Below are 20,208 nucleotides of genomic sequence, written 5' to 3' on the forward strand. Positions count from 1 at the left end.
TCATGACTGATTCGATTCTTCGCTTCGCTCGCCGTGGCCTCTGCGCAATCCTGATTGCCTGCATGCCCCTCGCCGCGTTCGCCGCGCTCTCCGCCGATGACCTCGCACCCCTCGCGGCCGACGACTTCGATGCCAAGTCCGCCGCCATCGACAAACTGATCGCCAACGCCGACGCGCCCTCGGTCGCGGTTCTGAACGCGCTCGCCGACAGCTCCCTGGTCGCCACCGACGCCGGCCGTGTCCTGATCCAGACCGACGACGGCAACAAGGACCCGCTGACCAACAAGACCGTGGAAGCGCCCGACGCGCAACCGGTCACGCTGAACAACTTGCTGCGCTCGAAGGTAGCGGGCGCGTTGTCGGGGTTGCAATTGTCGTCGCCGGATATCGAAAAGCGCCGTGCAGCAATAGATGAATTGCTGAAGAACGCCGATCCGTCGATCAAACCGCTCGTCGATAAAGCCCGCGCGCAAGAGACCGATCCCGCGCTGAAAAAGCGCCTCGATACGCTCTGGGCCACGACCGCCCTCCACGATACCGACGCCAACAAACGCCTCGAAGCCGTGCAACTGGTCGCGGCGCGCCACGACCTGGACATGAACGAATTGCTGCGCCCGATCGTGGTGAAGAACGCCGACGGCACCTTCGCCGAACCCGATGCGCGCGTGCGTGCAGCGGCGCAGGCGGGCATTGAGGAACTCGATTCCATTCAACGACGCGGACAGGTCGTCGGCACGATCTTCGCGGGTTTATCGCTGGGAAGCGTGTTGTTGCTGGCCGCGCTGGGTCTCGCGATCACGTATGGATTGATCGGCGTGATCAACATGGCGCACGGCGAGTTCCTGATGATCGGCGCGTACGCCACGTATGTGGTTCAGAATCTCGTGCAGCATTACGCGCCCGCTGCGTTCAACTGGTATCCGCTGTTTGCCGTGCCGGTTTCGTTTGCCGCGGCCGCGGTCGTGGGTATCGTGCTGGAACGGGTGGTGTTGAAACATCTCTACGGACGTCCGCTCGAAACGCTGCTGACCACGTTCGGCATCAGCCTGATCCTGATTCAGGCAACGCGCACGATCTTCGGCGCGCAGAACGTGCAGGTGACGAACCCGTCGTGGATGAGCGGCGGCGTGTCCGTCATGCAGAACCTGATCCTGCCTTATAACCGCATCACCATCCTCGGCTTCTCGCTGGTCGTCGTGCTACTTGCCTGGGTCGTGCTGACCAAGACGCGCCTCGGCCTCTTCGTGCGCGCCGTCACGCAGAACCGGCGCATGGCAGCGTGTGTCGGCGTGAAGACGGCACGTGTCGATTCGTATGCGTTCGCGTTCGGCGCGGGCATTGCCGGATTGGGTGGATGCGCGCTGTCGCAAATCGGCAATATCGGACCGGACCTGGGGCAGAGCTACATCATCGATTCATTCATGACGGTCGTGCTCGGCGGCGTCGGACAACTGGCGGGTACGGTTATCGGCGGCTTCGGGCTCGGGCTTGTCAGCAAGACGATCGAGCCGTTCTGGGGCGCGGTGCTCGCGAAGATTGCGGTGCTCGTGCTGATCGTGTTGTTCATCCAGAAGCGTCCTCAGGGCATGTTTGCACTGAAGGGCCGAAGCGCCGAGGTTTGAGATGAATACACCCAACGTCTCCGCGAATCTCGATGTCGCGCCACAACCCGACGATCAGGCGAAGCGCGAAGGCTTCGCCTTGGGCCTGCCGCCGCGCGCCGCCCTCTTGCCGCGCAGCGGCTGGGTTGCGCTGATCGCATTCATCATTGCAATGGGCATCTGCGTGCCCATCGCCGCGTTGGTACTTCCCGAGTCGAGCGCGTTCCACCTCAGCGCTTATTCGATGACGCTCGTCGGCAAGCTCATGTGCTACGCGATCGGCGCGCTGGCGCTCGATCTCGTGTGGGGTTATTGCGGCATCCTGAGTCTCGGGCACGCGCTCTTCTTCGCGCTCGGCGGCTACGCCATGGGCATGTACCTGATGCGCTCCATCGGACGGGAAGGGAATTATCAGAGCGACCTGCCCGACTTCATGGTGTTCCTCGACTGGCACAAGTTGCCTTGGTACTGGCAAGGCACCGAGCACCTCTGGTACGCGTTGTTGCTCGTGATCGTGGTGCCGGGCGTGCTGGCGTGGGTGTTCGGATTCTTCACCTTCCGCTCGCGCGTAAAAGGCGTGTATCTCTCGATCATCACGCAAGCCATGACCTTCGCCGCGATGCTGCTGTTCTATCGCAACGAAACAGGATTCGGCGGCAACAACGGCTTTACCGACTTCAAGCGCATTGCGGGGTTTCCGATCACCGCGGCAAGCACGCGGACCGTGCTGTTCCTGATGACGCTCGGCGTGCTGATCCTGGCGTTTATCGCGGCGCGGGCGATTGTCACGTCGAAGCTCGGACGCGTCGTAACCGGTGTACGCGATGGCGAAGCGCGGCTAATGTTCCTGGGCTATAGCCCGCTCGCGTACAAGCTCTTCATCTGGACCGTGTCGGCGGTGCTGTGCGGCATCGCGGGCGCGTTGTATGTACCGCAAGTCGGCATCATCAACCCGAATGAAATGTCGCCGGGGAATTCCATCGAGATGGCGATCTGGGTGGCCGTTGGCGGACGCGGAACGTTGATTGGACCGATCATCGGCGCGTTTGCGGTGAATGGCGCGAAGAGCTTTTTTACGGCGAACTTTCCTGAGTATTGGCTGTTCTTTCTGGGCCTGATCTTCACGCTCGTGCCCTTGTTGCTGCCAAGCGGAATCATGGGTCTTATCGACATGGCGATGCGCAAGAAGAAAGCCGGAGGGCATTCACATTGATCACCTCATTGACCTCACCTAACGCATACAACGCCTTGATCGTGGACCTGCCGCCCTTACCCGAACTCAACGAGCGTAACCAGAACGGCATCACGGGCCTGGGCCATGTGCTGGATCCGGGCGCGATCGATGTATCGCACGGCACGATTCTTTATCTCGAAGACGTGACCGTGAGCTTCGATGGTTTTCGCGCGCTGAACAAGCTGACGTTGTCTATCGACGTCGGCGAACTGCGCTGCGTGATCGGCCCGAACGGCGCGGGCAAGACCACGATGATGGACGTCGTCACCGGAAAAACTCGTCCGGATTCGGGCAAGGTGTTCCTCGGGCAGACGTTCGATCTGTCGCGCATGTCGGAGCCGGTGATTGCGCGCACGGGTATTGGGCGCAAGTTCCAGAAGCCCACCGTGTTCGAGAATCATCCGGTCTGGGAAAACCTCGAACTCGCGATGAAAACCGACAAGGGATGGCTTGCGTCACTCAGGTCGAAGCTGGATCGCGAGGCGCAGGCGCGCATTGAAGAAACGCTGGAATTGATCCATCTCGAAGCCGACGCCACGCGTTTCGCCGGCGAGTTGTCGCACGGCCAGAAGCAGCGTCTGGAAATCGGCATGCTGCTGATGCAGCAACCCGCCCTGCTTCTGCTCGATGAACCCGCCGCCGGCATGACGGATCACGAGACCATGCAGCTCGCCGAGTTGCTCAACAAGCTGCGCGGCACCTGTTCGATGATGGTCGTCGAGCACGACATGGAATTCGTCGCGGCGCTTTCCGGCGAAACAGGCCGCGTGACGGTGATGGCAGAAGGCAGCGTCCTCGCGCATGGCACGCTCGACGAAGTGAAGCGCAACGAGAAAGTGATCGAGTCGTACCTCGGCCGCTAATTTGGCCAACACGGGAATCCAGAAATGCTCGAAGTCGATTCACTCAACCAGTTCTACGGCGGCAGCCACATCCTTCGCGATGTGAAGATGACCGTGCCCGATGGAAAACTCACCGTATTGCTTGGCCGCAACGGCGTGGGCAAGACTACTTTGCTGCGCTGCCTGATGGGCGTCGTCCCCACGAAAAGCGGCACGATTTCATGGCGCGGCGCGAAGATTTCATCCATGCCGACTTACAAGCGCGTATCGAGCGGTCTTGCTTATGTGCCGCAAGGACGCGATATCTTCGGGCGGCTGACGGTCGAGGAAAACCTTCTGGTGGGCGCGGCGAGCCGCAAGTCGCCATCGAAAGTACCGGACCGGATCTACGAGCTTTTTCCCGTGCTCAAAGAGATGAAGCATCGGCGCGGCGGGGATTTGTCGGGCGGTCAGCAGCAACAGCTTGCGATTGGCCGCGCGCTGATGAGCGAACCGCAACTGCTGATTCTCGATGAACCCACCGAGGGCATTCAGCCATCGATCATTCAGGATATCGGGCGCACGTTGCGCCAACTCGTCGATGAAATGGGCATGACCGTGTTGCTCGTCGAGCAGTACTACGACTTCGCACGCGAACTCGCCGACCGGTATTGGGTAATGAGCCGCGGCGAGATTGTCGCGGGTGGCGCGGGCGCGGATATGGAAGCGCAAGGCGTGCGGGAGTTGATCGCTGTCTGACGCACGCCGTAACATGGCGGCTCGTCCCGATCTTTGACGCCTTATGCATCACGAACCTATCGCTGCACTCTTGCCCTTGCCCGACGCTGATGAATGGCATGGCAAACTCGAACTTGGCTTCACGCAACAGTCGCCGGCGCGTACGGCGCTTACGCATCGCAGGCATGTTGGCCCGTTGCGCATGCAGCGCGCGCTGTACCCGGAAGGCGATGCCATCTGCCACGCGGTGATCGTGCATACGCCGGGCGGTGTGGCGGGCGGTGACCGGCTGGCTATCGATATCGATCTGGCCGCGCAAACGCACGCTGTCATCACCACGCCCGGCGCGACCAAGTGGTACAAGGCGAACGGCAAGCTCGCCACGCAGCGCATCAACATCCATGTTGGCGCGAACGCGAAGCTCGACTGGCTGCCGCAGAACAACATTGTGTTCGAGTCGTCGAATGTGGCGCTGGATTTCACGCTGACGCTGGATGAGACCGCCACGGCTATCGGCTGGGACGCAATGCAGCTGGGCCGTCAGGCAGCGGGCGAACGATGGTCCGAGGGAAAGCTCGCCTCGATTGCCCGCATCAAGGACAACACAGGCCGGCTGCGATGGTTCGAACGCACGCTGCTCACGGCCGACGACCCGCTGCGCAAGGCGCCGCAAGGGCTCGCCGGTTTTCCTGCTTACGGCACGCTCTGGGCAATCGGCCCCGCTTGCGACGACGCGCTGGCGGAATCCATCGCCGCAAATCTCCCCTTCAACGACACCGTCCGCGCCGCCGTGTCGTGCGTGACGCCGGGCGTTCTGATCGTGCGCGCCGCGAGCCATTCCATGGAGCCGCTACAGCTTTTGATGACGCAATGCTGGTCAACGTTGCGTCCGATCATTCATGGTATCGATGCAAAACCGTTGCGGCTTTGGACTACGTAGCCGGGTAAGTACGCAGAAAACTGGCACCACGAGAGCGCATAAAAAAGCCCATAATTTGTGCATCACTCAAACACGTACGACGCACAGCCTTTACCATCAAGGCGCGAAGCCGGTGGCACGACTCTCGCTTAAACACCTTTCCGACGAGTGCATCCAATAGACGATACGCACCGCGCCACACAGCCTCAAGGAAAGCAGACAAATGACCAGCACGCTTCGCCGCACCGCCCTTCGGTTCGCATTCAGCACGCTCGCCTCCGCCCTTCTCGCCATTCCGGCGCTCGCCCTGACCTCGAACACCGCTCACGCCGACGCGCTCGACTCCATCACGAAAGCCGGCACGCTCAAAGTCGCGGTGCCGGAAGATTACCCGCCGTTCGGCGCGGTCGGCGGGGACATGAAACCGCAGGGCTATGACATCGATATGGCAGCGCTCCTCGCCAAATCGCTGGGCGTGAAGCTGGAACTGGTTCCCGTGAACAGCGCGAACCGCGTGCCGTACCTGACGACGAACAAAGTGGATCTCGTGATTTCGTCGCTGGGCAAAACGCCGGATCGCGAGAAGGTCATGGACTTTTCCGCCGCATACGCGCCGTACTTCCAGGGCGTATTCGGTCCCGCGGATATCAAGGTCACTGGCCCGGCCGACCTGAACGGCAAAACCGTCGGCGCGACCCGTGGCGCGCTCGAAGAAATCGCGCTGACGCAAATGGCGCCGACCGCAAATATCAAGCGCTTCGAGGACAACAACGCGACCATCCAGGCGTTTCTCTCGGGTCAGGTCCAGTTGATCGCGGCGGGCAACATCGTGGCGGCGGCGATCCTCGCGAAGAATCCGCCGCGCCGTCCGGAACCGAAATTCGTGATCAAGAACTCGCCATGTTTCGTCGGCATGAACAAGAACGAACCGCGCCTGCTCGCGAAGGTGGATGCCGCCATTGCCCAGTCGAAGAAGGACGGCACGCTCGAAGCCATGTCGCAAAAGTGGTTCAAGGCGCCGCTGCCGGCCGGTCTGTGAAGTCTGAAATCTCGCTCGATCATCTGAAATAAAACAACAAGGCGCCGGTCAATGGCATATCAACTTCAGTTCGGCGACCTCGGGCAGTACGCCGGCATGTTCGTGAGCGGCGCGGCGGTCACGCTGGGGCTCACCGCTGTATCGACGGTGCTCGGCCTCACGGTCGGCATCCTCGGTGCGGCGGGCAAAGGCAGCAAATATCCGGCGCTGCGCTCGTTCGTGGGCGGCTATGTGGAGGCAATCAGAAATACGCCGTTCATCGTCCAGTTGTTCTTTGTGTTCTTCGGGCTGCCGGCGCTGGGAATCCGCATCGATGAATACGTCGCCGCCGTCCTCGCAATGACGCTGAACCTCGGCGCGTATTCGGTCGAGATCATCCGCTCGGGAATCGCGGCCGTGCCTAAAGGACATCTCGAAGCGGCGGCATCGCTTGCGATGACGCGCGGCGAGACCTTCCGGCACGTGGTCCTGCCGCAAGCCATCGCCAAGGTGTTTCCGGCGCTGACCAGCCAGATCGTGATCACGATGCTCGGCTCTGCGGTCGTATCGCAGATATCGGTGTCTGATTTGACGTACGCGGCGAGCTACATCCAGTCGCGCAATTTCCGCGCGTTCGAAACCTACTTCCTGATCACCGCGATGTACCTCGTGATGGCGATCATCCTGCGCTTCCTGCTCAACGAAGCCGGCAGGCGCATGTTCGCCCGCAACATGCGAGGCGCGCGATGATCGAATTCACCTTCGAACAGATCCTCACCAACTTGCTGCTCGCGGCGCGCTGGACGATCGTGCTCTCGATCGTCTCGTTCGTGGCGGGCGGGATCGTGGGCTTCGTGCTGCTGGTGATGCGCGTATCGAGTTCGCGCGTGTTGCGGACTATCGTGAAGGTCTACATCGAGATCTTCCAGGGCACGCCGCTCCTGATGCAACTGTTCCTCGTGTTCTTCGGCCTGCCGTTGCTCGGCGTTGAAGTTCAACCCTGGATCGCGGCAACGGTCGGACTCACGCTGTTCACGAGCGCGTATCTCGCCGAAATCTGGCGCGGCTGCGTGGAAGCGGTTCCCAAGGGTCAATGGGAAGCATCGTCGAGTCTTGCGATGAACTACTTCGAGCAACTGCGTCACGTGATCATTCCGCAAGCCACGCGCATCGCCATTGGCCCGACGGTCGGTTTCGGCGTACAGGCCGTGAAGGACACGGCGCTCGTCTCGATCATCGGCTTCACCGAACTCACCAAGGCGGGCACGATGATTTCGAACGCGACCTTCCGGCCGTTCGTGGTCTACGGTCTCGTTGCGGTGATCTACTTCGTGATCTGTTATCCGCTTACCCGTTACGCGCGCACGCTCGAAAGGAAATGGAATGCCGCTCGTTGAAACTCAAAACCTCAAGAAGCAATTCGGCACGAACCAGGTCCTGAAGGGCATCGATTTTTCGGTGGAACCGGGACAGGTGGTGGCGATCATCGGGCGCAGCGGCTCTGGCAAGAGCACCTTGCTGCGGACCTTGAACGGACTTGAAAGCATCGACGAAGGATCGATTGAAATCGACGGCGAACACATCGATGCTCGTCACGCCGACCTGCGCGCGTTGCGCCTGAAAGTGGGCATGGTGTTCCAGCAGTACAACCTGTTTCCGCATCTGACCGCAGGTCAGAACGTGATGCTCGCGCAGACGGTGGTCAAGAAAGTCCACAAGGCGAAGGCACGCGCCACCGCCGAGCAGGTGCTAGAACGCGTGGGCCTCGCCGATAAATTCAACGCCTATCCCGAACAACTATCGGGCGGACAACAGCAACGTGTGGCAATCGCACGCGCGCTGGCGATGAAACCCACCGTTCTTCTCTGCGATGAGATCACGTCAGCGCTCGATCCCGAACTGGTGGGCGAAGTGCTGGCCGTGGTCGAAAGCCTCGCCGCCGATGGCATGACGCTCATCATGGTCACCCACGAAATGCGTTTTGCACGGCGGGTATCGAACAAGGTCGTGTTCATGCATCAGGGACGCGTGTGGGAAAGCGGCACGCCGGAAGAGATTTTCGAGCGGCCGACGACCGTCGAACTCCGCAAGTTCATACAATGAAATCGTAGGGAAGCGATGCTAGGATTCTTCAAAAATCGCGTCCTGACTAAAACACGTCCAAGCCATGAAGCTAACTCACCGCGAAAAAGACAAGCTGCTGATCTTCACCGCCGCATTGCTGGCCGAACGCCGCCGTGCACGCGGGTTGAAACTCAATTACCCGGAAGCCGTCGCCTTTATTTCGGCGGCATTGATGGAAGCGGCGCGCGACGGCCGCACGGTCGCCGACGTCATGCACTACGGCACCACCCTGCTCACGCGCGATGACGTCATGGACGGCGTGGCGGAAATGATCCCCGACATCCAGATAGAAGCCACCTTCCCCGACGGCACCAAGCTCGTGACCGTTCACCATCCGATCCCCTGATTCCCTGAAGGAGCCGCGCATGATCCCGGGCGAATATCTCATCGACGATGGTGAGCACGAACTCAACGCGGGCCGCGAGACGGTGTCCGTGACGGTATCGAATACTGGCGACCGGCCCGTGCAGGTCGGCTCGCACTTTCATTTCTTCGAAGTCAACACGGCGCTCACGTTCGAACGCGACAAGGCGCGCGGCTTCCGGCTGAACATTGCGTCGGGCACGGCGGTGCGCTTCGAGCCGGGCCAGGAACGCACGGTCGAACTCGTGGCGCTTGCCGGCGACCGCAAGGTGTATGGCTTCAACGGCCTCGTGATGGGTCCGCTTTGATCTCTACTTCAGGATTATTGAAATGACGCTACGCATCGGACGCCGCGCCTACGCGGAGATGTTCGGCCCGACCACCGGCGACCGCGTGCGTCTCGCCGATACCGACCTGCTGATCGAAGTCGAACGCGACTTCACCACCTATGGCGAAGAGGTGAAATTCGGCGGCGGCAAGGTGATTCGCGACGGCATGGGCCAGTCGCAGCGCGTGCATGCCGAAGTCGTTGATACGGTCGTGACGAACGCGCTGATCCTCGACTACTGGGGCATCGTGAAGGCGGATATCGGCATCAAGGATGGACGCGTGTTTGCCATCGGCAAGGCGGGTAATCCGGATATCCAGCCGGGCGTGACGATTGCGATCGGCGCCGCCACTGAAGTGATCGCAGGCGAAGGGATGATCGTGACGGCGGGCGGTATCGACTCGCATATTCACTTCATCAGCCCGCAACAAATCGATGAAGCGCTGGCCTCGGGCGTGACGACCATGCTCGGCGGCGGCACGGGTCCCGCGACCGGCACGAACGCAACCACGTGCACGCCAGGTCCGTGGCACCTGGAACGCATGCTGCAAGCCGCCGATGGCTGGCCGGTCAACCTCGGCTTTCTCGGCAAGGGGAACGTGAGCTTGCCCGCGCCTGCCATCGAACAGATCAAGGCCGGCGCGATTGGACTGAAGCTGCACGAGGACTGGGGCACGACACCCGCGGCCATCGACAACTGTTTATCCGTTGCCGACGATACCGATACGCAAGTCGCCATCCACACGGACACGCTGAACGAAGCAGGGTTCGTGGAGACGACCGTCGCTGCTTTCAAGGGCCGCACGATCCACACGTATCACACCGAAGGCGCGGGCGGCGGCCATGCGCCGGACATCATCAAGGTCTGCGGCGAGCCAAACGTGCTGCCTTCCTCGACGAATCCTACGCGGCCGTACACCATCAACACGCTCGATGAACACCTCGACATGCTGATGGTCTGCCATCACCTTGATCCATCCATTGCGGAAGATATCGCGTTCGCCGAATCGCGCATTCGCCGGGAAACCATCGCCGCCGAGGACATCCTTCACGACCTGGGCGCGTTGTCCATGCTGTCGTCGGATTCACAAGCAATGGGCCGGGTCGGCGAAGTCGTCATGCGCACGTGGCAGACCGCACACAAGATGAAAACGCAACGCGGCGCGCTGCCCGAAGACAACGCGCGCAACGATAATTTCCGCGCAAAACGCTACGTCGCCAAGTACACCATCAACCCGGCGATCACGCATGGCATCGCACACGAAGTGGGTTCCATCGAAGCGGGGAAATGGGCCGATCTCGTGTTCTGGGAACCGGCGTTCTTCGGCGTGAAACCCGCGATGATCTTGAAGGGCGGCATGATCGCCGTCGCGCAGATGGGCGACCCGAACGCGTCGATCCCGACGCCGCAGCCGGTGCATTATCGCGAGATGTTCGCAACGCGCGGCGGGGCGCTGGGCAAGACATCACTGACCTTCGTCTCGCAGATGGCGCTGGATGACGGCATCGGTGAGAAGTACGGTCTGAAGAAACAGGTGGTCGCGGTGAAGAACTGCCGGAATATCTCGAAGGCCGACATGATTCACAATGCGTACAGGCCGTCGATCACCGTCGATCCCGAAACGTACCAGGTCGTAGCCGACGGCCAGTTGCTCACCTGCGAGCCGGCAACCGTCCTGCCGATGGCGCAGCGCTACTTCCTTTTCTGAGACCTCAATGCGCACGATCGACAAACGTATCGAAGCGAAACTGGCCGCGCCGCTGATCAAGCGCGCGCCGACGCTCACCCTCACCTTCGATGACCGCTGCAAAAGCCGCCTCGCCGCCACGCTGGATAACGGTGAGGAAGTGGCGCTGGTGCTGCCGCGCGGCACGGTGCTGCGCGACGGCGATATCCTCGTTGCCGACGATGGCGGTCTGGTTCGCGTGATCGCCGCTCCGCAAGACGTGCTGGTGGTTCACGCGCACGACCCGGTCACGCTGACGCGTGCCGCGTACCACTTGGGCAATCGCCACACGCCGGTGGAAGTGGCAGCCGGACAATTGAAACTGGAAGCCGATCCGGTGCTGGAAGACATGTTGAAGCGCCTCGGCGCGCATGTGGATCACGCACTGACGCCGTTCCAGCCGGAAACGGGCGCGTATGGCGGCGGCCACAAGCACGGGCATGACGAGACGTTCGTGGAAGACTATGCGCTCGCGCAAAAGGTCTTCGACGAACATCACGGGCATGGGCACGACCACGACCATGGCCATGGCCACGATCACGGCGACCATTCGCAATGCTCGCACGGGCATGAAGGCCATGAAGCGCACGACCACGGTCATGCGCACCGCTGAACTCACGGCGCTTCTGCACCTGGCGTCGCCGGCGTTGCCTATCGGTGCGTTCAGTTATTCGCAGGGTCTGGAATCGGCGATAGAACATGGTTTTATCCACGATGGCGACAGCGCCCGCGACTGGATCGCAAGCGGCCTGACAAACGTGCTGGCGCGCGGCGAACTCCCGTTCCTCGCGCATCAGATGAACCGCTGGCTGACGCACGACGCCGCCGCACTCACGCAAGCCGACGAAGAATTCCTCGCCAGCCGTGAATCGGCGGAATTGCGCCGCGAGACGCAGCAAATGGGCTGGTCGCTTGCGCAGTTGTGCACGCAACTCGAATGGGGCGACGCCGCGCGCCTCGCCACGCTCAACGCGATCAAGCCGGTCTCGCAGCCAACTGCGTTCGCGTTCGCCGCTTATGCCCACGATGCCGCGCCCGACGCCACCCTCGCCGCCTACGCCTTTGCGTGGGTGGAGAATCAGGCGGCAGCAGCGTTGAAAGCCGTGCCGCTCGGCCAGATCGCAGGGCAACGGATCATCGTGGCGCTGCGCGATCCCATTGAAACCGCAGTCCAGCGGGCGCTCGCGACCTCGCCCGACGAAATCAACACCTTTGCGCCGCAACTCGGCATTCTTTCCGCACGTCACGAGTCGCAATACTCGCGCTTATTCCGCTCCTAGCTCAAATCCATGAACGCACCTGTCTATTCCGCCGCGGCACGCCGCACCAAAAAACTGCCGCCGTTGCGCGTAGGCGTGGGCGGCCCGGTCGGCTCGGGCAAGACCACGCTGCTCGAAATGCTTTGCAAGGCGATGCGCGAAAAATACGACCTCGTCGCCATCACGAACGACATCTACACTAAAGAAGATCAGCGACTCCTCACGGTGGCGGGCGCGTTGCCGGCCGAACGCATCATGGGCGTGGAAACGGGCGGCTGCCCGCACACCGCCATTCGTGAAGACGCATCGATCAACCTGGAAGCCGTCGACCAGATGATCGAGCGCTTTCCGGACGCGGATATCGTGTTTATCGAATCGGGCGGAGACAATCTCGCGGCCACGTTCAGTCCGGAATTGTCGGACCTGACCATTTATGTAATCGATGTCGCCGGCGGAGAAAAAATCCCCCGTAAAGGCGGCCCGGGTATCACCAAATCCGACCTTCTGGTGATCAACAAGATCGATCTCGCGCCTTACGTGGGCGCAAATCTCGACATCATGGCCTCCGATGCCAAAAAGATGCGTGGCGAACGTCCTTTCGTGATGTGCAACCTGAAAGCGCTCGACGGGCTCGATCAGGTGGTGAGTTTTATCGAAAAGAAGGGATTGTTGAAGGTTTGAACCCCGGCATGGGCAAGTCCGGGACGCGGGGAAACTGCGTCGGGTATGTCGAGTGCGTTAGGATATTGCCTTCATTATTCCTATGGCCGTAGCCAGCAACTGGGAGAATTCCGATCGACAGTCCCGCCGACACCGCCGTGATACTGGAACGCGCTTCCGTGGCCTCTTCCGCGCCTGCCAAGGCCGCAGAACAGTCTTCGGGCCGCGTTTCCGTGCTGTTTCATGTCGCGGATTTCAACGACGGGGGCATCGAGACTTCGCTGATGCAATGGTTACGCATCTTCGAGCGCGCCCGCTACGCGGTGACGCTCTCGGTGATGTTCACATCGCCTGCGTTCGAGCAGCGATTTCGCGCACAGATTCCGCCGGACGTAGCCGTCGAGATCCTGACCGACAAACCCTGGCTCAATACCTTTCAAAAGCGCCGCTACGCGCATACGCTCAGCAAGCTTGGCCGCGTCGGGCGCGATGTGTTCAACACGCTCGCCGTGCGTCCGTACGTGAAAGCGCGCGTGGCCGAGTTGGCGCAGCGTAACGACATCATCATCGACTTCGACATGTCCTTGCGCCGGCTTGCCGGCCGCTTCGGCACGGCATGGCTTGGCGTGAATCACTTCAGTTTCGATGCCCGGCTCGGCGGCCGGCGCCGGAAAATGAAGCGCATGCTGGCCCAATACGGCCGCTACGACGGCATTGCGGCGCTGAACCGGCACATGGCCGAAGAAGCGACCGCGCTCTTCGACGGACATCTGCGTAACGTGTTCGTGCTGCCGAACGCCATCGATATCGACCGGATTCGCGAGAACGCCGCCGCTCGGGAAACGCCGCCATGTCCCGGGCCGTACATTGTTTCGGTGGCGCGGCTCGATGAGATCCAGAAGGATCACCGCACCTTGCTGCGTGCGTATGCGCGCCTTGCCGCGACCCATGAAGGCGCGCTGAAGGAAGACCTCGTGATCGTAGGCGATGGCGGCTTTCGCGCCGAGCTGGAAGCGCTCGCGGCTGAACTGGGCGTGGGGGAACGCGTGCACTTCACGGGGTATCGGAACAATCCGCACGCGGTGGTCGCGGGCGCGAGCGCGCTGGTGCTGAGTTCGCGCTACGAAGGCATGCCGATGGTCCTGCTCGAGGCGCTGGCGCTCGGGAAACCGGTGATTTCCACCGATTGCCCGACAGGACCACGCGAGATTCTCGACGATGGCAAGTTCGGCTTGCTGGTTCCCATCGGTGATGTAGACGCGATGGCGCTGGCGATGTCGCGTTTGCTGCTGGACGACACGCTACGCGATGGCTTCATGCGCGCGGCGTCGGGGCGCGCGCGGGACTACGGGCTCGAAGCCAGCAACGAGCGGTTTGTGGCGTGTCTTGAGCGGTTGCTGGCGGGAAGGCGTTAGCCCCGGCGTCAGCAACCGCCGGCTCGTGCTTCACGCCGGATCGTGTATTGAAAAGCCGTTTCCTGCTTCCTCTGCATTTGCCCGCAACAACACCCCCAACGCATCCACCGTCCTCGCCGTCGCTCCGCGATGCTTCGCCGCGAATGCCGATGCCGCCGCGCTCATTGCCAGGCGGCGGGGTTTATCGGTGAAAAGATCGCGCAGGCCACGCGCCAGTGTTGCCGGGTCGCTGACACGCAACGCGGCGCCTTCCGCGATCGCATCGTTGGTTGCCTGCGTGAAGTTGAACGTATGCGGTCCAATCAACACCGGCACGCCCGCTGCACACGCTTCGATCAAGTTCTGCCCGCCCAACGGCAGCAAACTCCCGCCAATAAAAGCCACATCCGACGCCGCGTAATACGCGCCCAGCTCGCCCATTGAATCGCCGAGCAGGACGTTGACATCCAAAGGCAAAGGCGGCGCGGCATCGATACCCGATCCGGCGGCGGTCGCCCGTCCAGCCCACGTCGAGCGCCGGGCCTGGGTCAGCGCAGCGCCGTTGATCAGTGCGGCGACTTCATCGAACCGTTGGGGATGGCGCGGCACCAGAATCAGCAACGCATCGGGCACGTGGTTTCGCAGCGCGGTGAACGCCTGCAGGACCAGCGCCTCCTCGCCTTCGCGCGTGCTCGCCGCCACCCAGACCGGGCGGCCGCCCATCGCCGCGCGCCACGCATGGCCGCGTGCGGCGAGTTCGGGCGGTGCGGACATATCGAACTTGAGGTTGCCGAGCACCGCGATGTTGCGCGCACCCAGCGCGCCGAGGCGTTCGGCGTCGGAAGAAGTCTGGGCCAGAACCCGCGTGAAACCGCCGAACACTTCGCGCGTTGCGTTGCCAAATTTCGCCGCGCGCTTGAACGAACGCGCCGACATCCGCGCGTTCGTCAGCACCAGTGGAACGCCGGCGTGCTTGCACTCATCGATGAGCGTCGGCCAGACCTCCGTCTCCATCACGATGCCAATCGATGGCCGCCACGCGCGCAAAAACCGCCGCACGAGCGACGGGGAGTCATAGGGAAGATAACTGCGCGATACACGCTCGCCGAACAACTGCTCGCCAGTCGCGCGACCGCTCGGCGTCATGTGCGTGAGGAGAATGCGGGCGTCGGGAAACGCGCGCTGCAACGCTTCGATCAATGGTTGCGCCGCGCGTGTCTCGCCCACCGATACCGCGTGAACCCAGATCAGCGGCGAAAGTTCATCGCCACGACGCGCGGGGCCAAAACCAAACCGCTCGCCAATATGCTCGCGATACCCACGCTCCCGCCGCGACCGGATCAAAAGCCGCAGCACGGCAAGCGGCGCGACGATCCACCATAGCGCGCGATACACGAGCCTCAGCATCGGCGCTCCGTCAAGGACTGAAGCCGGGCGGCGCTCAAACCAGCGCCCTTCCCTTCAGGCGCTGCAAGATGCCGAGCGGCGCGCATTCGGGCTGCACCATCGCGTTCACCGGAAGGAAGAAGGTTTGCTCCATCATGTACTGGCCGGCCATTACGGCGTGCGAGGTTTGATCGGAGAAACATACCCAGACGCAGCCGGGCGGAAACGGCATTTCCTGCTGCGGCGATGTCTTTTGATAACCAAGGTCCGCTTTCATTGAATCGTGCAGATGAAGCATCAGGTGATCGTATTCGCTGCGAGGTGTCTTGGTGATTTTCAGCAGGTTCATGAGCCACGCGGAGCCGGGAACCGGCGATTTTATCGATGGCAGAAAGCGCTTTGCCATGTCTTCGAACGGCTCGCCAACACGCCAGACGCGCGGGGCGCCATCCGGATTCACGTTCGTGAACACGCGCAGGATGCGCTCGCCGTGATTGGGCCGCGACGGGAAGGCATCGACGTGAAGACGGCTGTCGTCCTTGCGCCACGACGTTTCGCGCGTTTCCACCTGGTGCAGCCGCAGACTTGTCGGCGCCACGCGCAGCTTGCCGCGATATTCGGGAAAAAGGCCATCCACGAGCGAGCGCGCGTTCGCCTGATAGCGCGCGACCAGCGCACGCACGGCGGATTGCGTGACGGCGTCGCCAAGCACGCCGACGAGCGCGCCGCCGTTGGGCGCGAGGCTGATGTTCTTGCGTTGTGGATCGGCGACCTTGGGGTCGAGCAGCGCGCGCTCGCCACCTTCGATCGCAAACGCCAGGTTTGGAAAGTACAGCACCTTGCCGCGTTCGACACCGGCCAGCAGCGCTTCGCGCGGCACGGAGAGCTGTTGGCCCTGCCAGTCGGCGGAAACGACTTCGATGATTTGAGATTCGGTCATGAGCCTTCGATTGTTTGGATGAGCGAGGGAACGGTCAAGCTGGAAACGCGCTTCCGTTCGACGAGTGAGCCGCATTTTCGCTCAAACCGGCCGCAAAACTCGCTGCATGAAACGTCAGAGCTTGATGGGCCTCAAAGGAGCTGCCTTCAATGCCAACAAGGCAAACGCTTCGGGGCAACGTATCACGGCGACGTTTCAACGCGCGCTTTACAGCAACCCGAACCCTGCGAGCGTCGCCTTGACTTGCTGCAAGGTCGGATGCTGGGAGGCGCTGCCGAGATTCACCACGCGTGGCGACCAGTAGCCGCCTGTGCGCCACGCGGTCGAGAAATTGTACAGCTCGATGGTCGGCCGCTTGAGCGCCGCCGCGATGTGCACGAGTCCGGTGTCCACGCCGACCGTGGCTGCGGCGCCATCGATCAGCCCGACCACCGCCGGCAGCGACAATTTTGGCGGCACGACGGCCGCCGCACCGAACTCCCTGGCGAGTTTCTCGCTCGTTTCGCGTTCGGCGTCGCTGCCCCAGGGCAACACAATCGATACTCCGCGGCGGATCAGTGACTGGCCGAGTTCGATCCAGGCGGTGTCGGGCCATTGTTTATCGGCGCGGGACGTGGCGTGGACGAATACCACGTAGGGCACCGGCAGGTTCAGGTCTGCTTGCGACAAGGCCAGCGCTGCGCGCCGGGTGTTCAGTCCGAACTCAATGTTGTCCGTGGCTTCCGGGGGCGGGTCGCCGAGCGCGGCGGCCACGAGTTGGCGGGTGCGTTCGACCACGTGCGTGCGGGCTTCGATGGGGATGCGTTTGTTGTAAAAGAAACGCACGGGCCATTCGTAGCCGGCGCCGTCGGTGCGGTTGCCGAGGCCGACGAGCGTGCCGCGCGCCCAGCTCGCGACCCAGGCGGTCTTGATGAGCCCTTGGCAATCGATGACGAGATCGTAGTTTTCGGCTGCGAGTGTTTGCCGGAAGCGGCGAATTTCGCGCCAGTTATCGAAGGAGAAGAAGCGTTTGCGCCAGCGTCGCAGGGAAAACGGGATAGCGCGGCGCACGCCTTCGACCAGTTCGACGAGGCCGGTGAAACTTTCTTCGACCAGCCAGTCGATTTGCGCGTCGGGGTGGCGGCGGCGGATATCGGCGATGGCCGGCATGTTGTGGACGACATCGCCGAGGGATGACACCCGGATGATCAAGATCTTTTGCACGCTGGATGAGGAATTTGAGATTGGGCGGAGTTTACCGCTGGCGCTCGGGTGGGGGGTGGGTTTTTGGGGTTTCGGGGGCTTGGGGGTGGGGGGTGGGGGGTGGCGGGTGGCGGGTGGCGGGTGGCGGTCGGGGTTGATGCTGAGTTGCTGCTTTTTAAGTTTTCGCGCGTTCGTTGCTAGCTTACTTTTTTAGCACTATTAGCCACTATCCGTGGCGGGACTTCATTTCTTTTTCCAACGGCGAAAAAGAAACGAAGCAAAGAAAACGCCTCCCAACCGCTAATTCTTAAGTGTCCCGAGCGTGCACTGACAACTGTTTGGTACTTCAGAAGAACGCTCGACGCCATAACCACGAACACTTGAACCCCTCCCCCTCCGAACACGGATATCCACACGCTTCGCCACCAGTAACTGTGGCAGTCAATACGGAAACCTCGCCCACGTAAAACAACGGTTTGAGCCCATAGCGGCCCTACAACATCTTGAACTAGCCCAGGACTTCGTCACCAATACAGCCACCCCCTGCGTTTGGGCGTTTGGGCGTCAGCGCGCGCAGCGCGGAGGCCTAATTAGCGGATTCCCACACTGGTGGCGAAGCGTGTGGGTTGCCGTTGACGGAGGGGGAGGGCTTCAAGTGTTCTTGATTGCGGCGTCGAGCGTTCTTGTGAAGTACCAAACAGTTGTCACTGCACGCTCGGGACACTTATGTGCCATCGGTGGAGAGGCGTTTTCTTTGCTTCGTTTCTTTTTCGCCGTTGGAAAAAGAAATGAAGTCCCGCCACGGACAGTGGCTAATAGTGCTAAAAAAATCAGCCAGAACAAACCGCACGGTAGCCTGAAAAGTAGCAACCCGGCATCAACCCCGACCGAAAAGAACACTGTCCCGAGCGCCAGCGAATAACTCGAGAAATGAAGTCCCGCCACGGACAGTGGCTAACAGTGCAAAAAAGAACAGCCAGAACAAACCGCGCAGTAGCGCAAATAGCAGCAACCCAACACCACCCCAAACCAAAAGCGCCAGCAGACCACCCCGGTCCACCAGCGCCAGCAAAATCAAAACGGTAATTGAGCGTCAGCCTTCTCCGCCAAAATCACCCGACGGAAATCTTCCTGAATCCGTTTCAGCGCCTCCTCGCTATCCGCCTCGAACCGCATCACAACCACCGGCGTGGTATTCGACGACCGTGCAAGTCCAAACCCATCCGGGTACTCGACCCGCAACCCATCGATCGTCACAATATCGTCCGCGCCAGTGAACTTTGCGTTCTTCTGCATCTTGCCGATCAACTCGAAGTTCTCACCCTCATTCAACTTCAATTGCAACTCAGGCGTAGACAGCGAATTCGGCAAGTCATTGAGCAACTTGCTCGGATCAGCCACCCGCGACAGGATTTCCAGCATCCGCGCGCCGGTGTAAAGGCCGTCATCGAAGCCGTACCAGCGATCCTTGAAGAACACGTGACCGCTCATCTCACCCGCCAGCGGCGCACCCGTCTCACGCAACTTCGCCTTCACGAGCGAGTGTCCCGTCTTCCACATCACCGGCTCACCACCCTGGTCGCGCACCCACTTCGCCAGGTTGCGCGTGCACTTCACGTCATAAATGATCTGCCCACCCTTGTTGCGCGACAACACTTCCTGCGCAAACAACATCAACTGACGATCCGGATAAATGATCTGCCCGTCCTTCGTGACAACGCCCAGACGGTCGCCGTCGCCATCGAATGCAAAACCAATCTCCGCGTCCGTTTCCTTCAACGCCTTGATCACGTCCTGCAAGTTCTCCGGATGCGCCGGATCAGGATGGTGATTCGGGAACGTGCCATCGATGTCCGTGAACAACTCCACGATCTCGCAACCCAGCGCCTTGAACAAACGCGGTGCAAGTTCGCCGGCGACGCCATTGCCGGCGTCGATGACGATCTTCATCGGACGGACCGGCTTGATGTCGCTCACGATCCGGTCGAGATAAACCTGCTGGATATCGTATTCGGTGTACGTGCCTGCACCGCTTTCGAAATTGTCATTCACGATGCGCTGATACAGGGCCTGGATCTGCTCGCCGTAGATTGCGGCGCCGCGCAGGACCATCTTGAAGCCGTTGTAATCCGGCGGATTGTGGCTGCCCGTCACGACGATGCACGAGTCCACGCTGCGCTCGCCCGACGGCAGCGCGAGCGGCACGCTGGCCGCGAAATAACCGACGGGCGTCGGGACCATGCCGACATCGACCACATCCACGCCCGCTTCGCGCAGGCCGTCAGCCAATGCGCCGACGAGTTCGGGGCCGGACAAGCGGCCATCGCGCGCGACGACGACCGAGTCGCCGCCAAGTTTGCGGATCTCACTGCCGAACGCGCGGCCGATGTTGCGTGCAACGCCGGCATCGACTGTCTTGCCCACGATCCCGCGAATGTCGTAAGCCTTGAAAATGGACTGGGTAACTGATGCTTGCGGTGACTGGCTCATGGAATGGCTACCTGACTAATAATT

At 61.5% G+C, this 20,208-nt stretch carries 20 protein-coding genes; 16 read left to right on the forward strand and 4 right to left on the reverse strand.

Translation table 11 applies throughout. The features are described 5' to 3' along the window. Positions 1-2: 2 nt before the first annotated feature. From urtB to AXG89_RS01795, 16 genes are all read left to right on the forward strand, one after another. On the forward strand, positions 3-1,622 hold the full coding sequence (urtB, locus tag AXG89_RS01720; RefSeq protein ID WP_062167392.1) for an urea ABC transporter permease subunit UrtB: 1,620 nt from the start codon (positions 3-5) through the stop codon (positions 1,620-1,622). 1 nt (position 1,623) lies between these two features. Beyond that, entirely contained in the window at positions 1,624-2,814 is a 1,191-nt protein-coding gene (gene urtC, locus AXG89_RS01725; protein WP_062000056.1) for an urea ABC transporter permease subunit UrtC, read from the forward strand. An 89-nt stretch (positions 2,815-2,903) separates the two neighbouring features. After that, complete coding sequence (gene urtD, locus AXG89_RS01730; RefSeq protein ID WP_231941382.1) at positions 2,904-3,698, forward strand: urea ABC transporter ATP-binding protein UrtD; 795 nt, start codon at positions 2,904-2,906, stop codon at positions 3,696-3,698. 24 nt (positions 3,699-3,722) lie between these two features. Continuing rightward, on the forward strand, positions 3,723-4,415 hold the full coding sequence (gene urtE, locus AXG89_RS01735) for an urea ABC transporter ATP-binding subunit UrtE (RefSeq protein WP_062000057.1): 693 nt from the start codon (positions 3,723-3,725) through the stop codon (positions 4,413-4,415). Positions 4,416-4,458: 43 nt separating this feature from the next. Next, positions 4,459-5,334 (forward strand): urease accessory protein UreD, encoded by an 876-nt coding sequence (locus AXG89_RS01740; RefSeq protein ID WP_062167394.1) that lies wholly within the window; start codon positions 4,459-4,461, stop codon positions 5,332-5,334. 202 nt (positions 5,335-5,536) lie between these two features. Further along, positions 5,537-6,352: a transporter substrate-binding domain-containing protein gene (locus AXG89_RS01745; protein ID WP_062167396.1), complete on the forward strand. Its 816-nt coding sequence runs from the start codon at positions 5,537-5,539 to the stop codon at positions 6,350-6,352. A gap of 51 nt (positions 6,353-6,403) precedes the next feature. Continuing rightward, positions 6,404-7,081: an amino acid ABC transporter permease gene (locus AXG89_RS01750; protein WP_062000060.1), complete on the forward strand. Its 678-nt coding sequence runs from the start codon at positions 6,404-6,406 to the stop codon at positions 7,079-7,081. Next, positions 7,078-7,728 (forward strand): amino acid ABC transporter permease, encoded by a 651-nt coding sequence (locus AXG89_RS01755; RefSeq protein ID WP_062000061.1) that lies wholly within the window; start codon positions 7,078-7,080, stop codon positions 7,726-7,728. The genes AXG89_RS01750 and AXG89_RS01755 overlap by 4 nt, the downstream gene beginning before the upstream one ends. Next, positions 7,715-8,434, forward strand: coding sequence for an amino acid ABC transporter ATP-binding protein (locus tag AXG89_RS01760; protein ID WP_062000062.1), 720 nt, complete (start codon positions 7,715-7,717; stop codon positions 8,432-8,434). Before AXG89_RS01755 ends, AXG89_RS01760 begins: the two co-directional genes overlap by 14 nt. 64 nt (positions 8,435-8,498) lie before the next feature. Next, positions 8,499-8,801: an urease subunit gamma gene (ureA, locus tag AXG89_RS01765; RefSeq protein ID WP_062000063.1), complete on the forward strand. Its 303-nt coding sequence runs from the start codon at positions 8,499-8,501 to the stop codon at positions 8,799-8,801. Positions 8,802-8,820: 19 nt separating this feature from the next. After that, positions 8,821-9,126: an urease subunit beta gene (locus AXG89_RS01770; RefSeq protein ID WP_062167398.1), complete on the forward strand. Its 306-nt coding sequence runs from the start codon at positions 8,821-8,823 to the stop codon at positions 9,124-9,126. Positions 9,127-9,148: 22 nt separating this feature from the next. Further along, positions 9,149-10,855, forward strand: a complete 1,707-nt coding sequence (ureC, locus tag AXG89_RS01775; RefSeq protein WP_062167400.1) for an urease subunit alpha — start codon at positions 9,149-9,151, stop codon at positions 10,853-10,855. A gap of 7 nt (positions 10,856-10,862) precedes the next feature. Further along, complete coding sequence (ureE, locus tag AXG89_RS01780) at positions 10,863-11,486, forward strand: urease accessory protein UreE (RefSeq protein WP_062167402.1); 624 nt, start codon at positions 10,863-10,865, stop codon at positions 11,484-11,486. Then, positions 11,473-12,153: an urease accessory protein UreF gene (locus AXG89_RS01785; RefSeq protein ID WP_062000948.1), complete on the forward strand. Its 681-nt coding sequence runs from the start codon at positions 11,473-11,475 to the stop codon at positions 12,151-12,153. The genes ureE and AXG89_RS01785 overlap by 14 nt, the downstream gene beginning before the upstream one ends. A 9-nt stretch (positions 12,154-12,162) precedes the next feature. Further along, positions 12,163-12,813 carry an urease accessory protein UreG gene (gene ureG / locus AXG89_RS01790; protein WP_062000067.1) on the forward strand — a complete coding sequence of 217 codons (651 nt, stop codon included), beginning with the start codon at positions 12,163-12,165 and terminating at the stop codon, positions 12,811-12,813. 212 nt (positions 12,814-13,025) lie between these two features. Beyond that, on the forward strand, positions 13,026-14,207 hold the full coding sequence (locus AXG89_RS01795) for a glycosyltransferase (RefSeq protein ID WP_062170205.1): 1,182 nt from the start codon (positions 13,026-13,028) through the stop codon (positions 14,205-14,207). Between the two features lie 30 nt (positions 14,208-14,237). On the opposite strand, the gene waaA is transcribed toward AXG89_RS01795, so the two are convergent. The 4 genes from waaA to AXG89_RS01820 all read right to left on the reverse strand — a co-directional run bounded on the left by waaA (position 14,238) and on the right by AXG89_RS01820 (position 20,184). Beyond that, positions 14,238-15,593 (reverse strand): lipid IV(A) 3-deoxy-D-manno-octulosonic acid transferase, encoded by a 1,356-nt coding sequence (waaA, locus tag AXG89_RS01800; RefSeq protein WP_062167404.1) that lies wholly within the window; start codon positions 15,591-15,593, stop codon positions 14,238-14,240. Positions 15,594-15,627: 34 nt separating this feature from the next. Next, positions 15,628-16,512, reverse strand: coding sequence for a Kdo hydroxylase family protein (locus AXG89_RS01805; protein WP_062167406.1), 885 nt, complete (start codon positions 16,510-16,512; stop codon positions 15,628-15,630). Positions 16,513-16,719: 207 nt separating this feature from the next. Next, positions 16,720-17,715: a lipopolysaccharide heptosyltransferase I gene (waaC, locus tag AXG89_RS01810; RefSeq protein ID WP_062167408.1), complete on the reverse strand. Its 996-nt coding sequence runs from the start codon at positions 17,713-17,715 to the stop codon at positions 16,720-16,722. 1,053 nt (positions 17,716-18,768) lie between these two features. Then, a complete protein-coding gene (locus AXG89_RS01820; RefSeq protein WP_062000070.1) occupies positions 18,769-20,184 on the reverse strand; it encodes a phosphomannomutase/phosphoglucomutase in 1,416 nt (471 codons plus the stop codon). Positions 20,185-20,208: the final 24 nt, after the last annotated feature.

It is taken from the genome of Burkholderia sp. PAMC 26561, from assembly GCF_001557535.2.
Classification (GTDB): Bacteria; Pseudomonadota; Gammaproteobacteria; order Burkholderiales; family Burkholderiaceae; genus Caballeronia.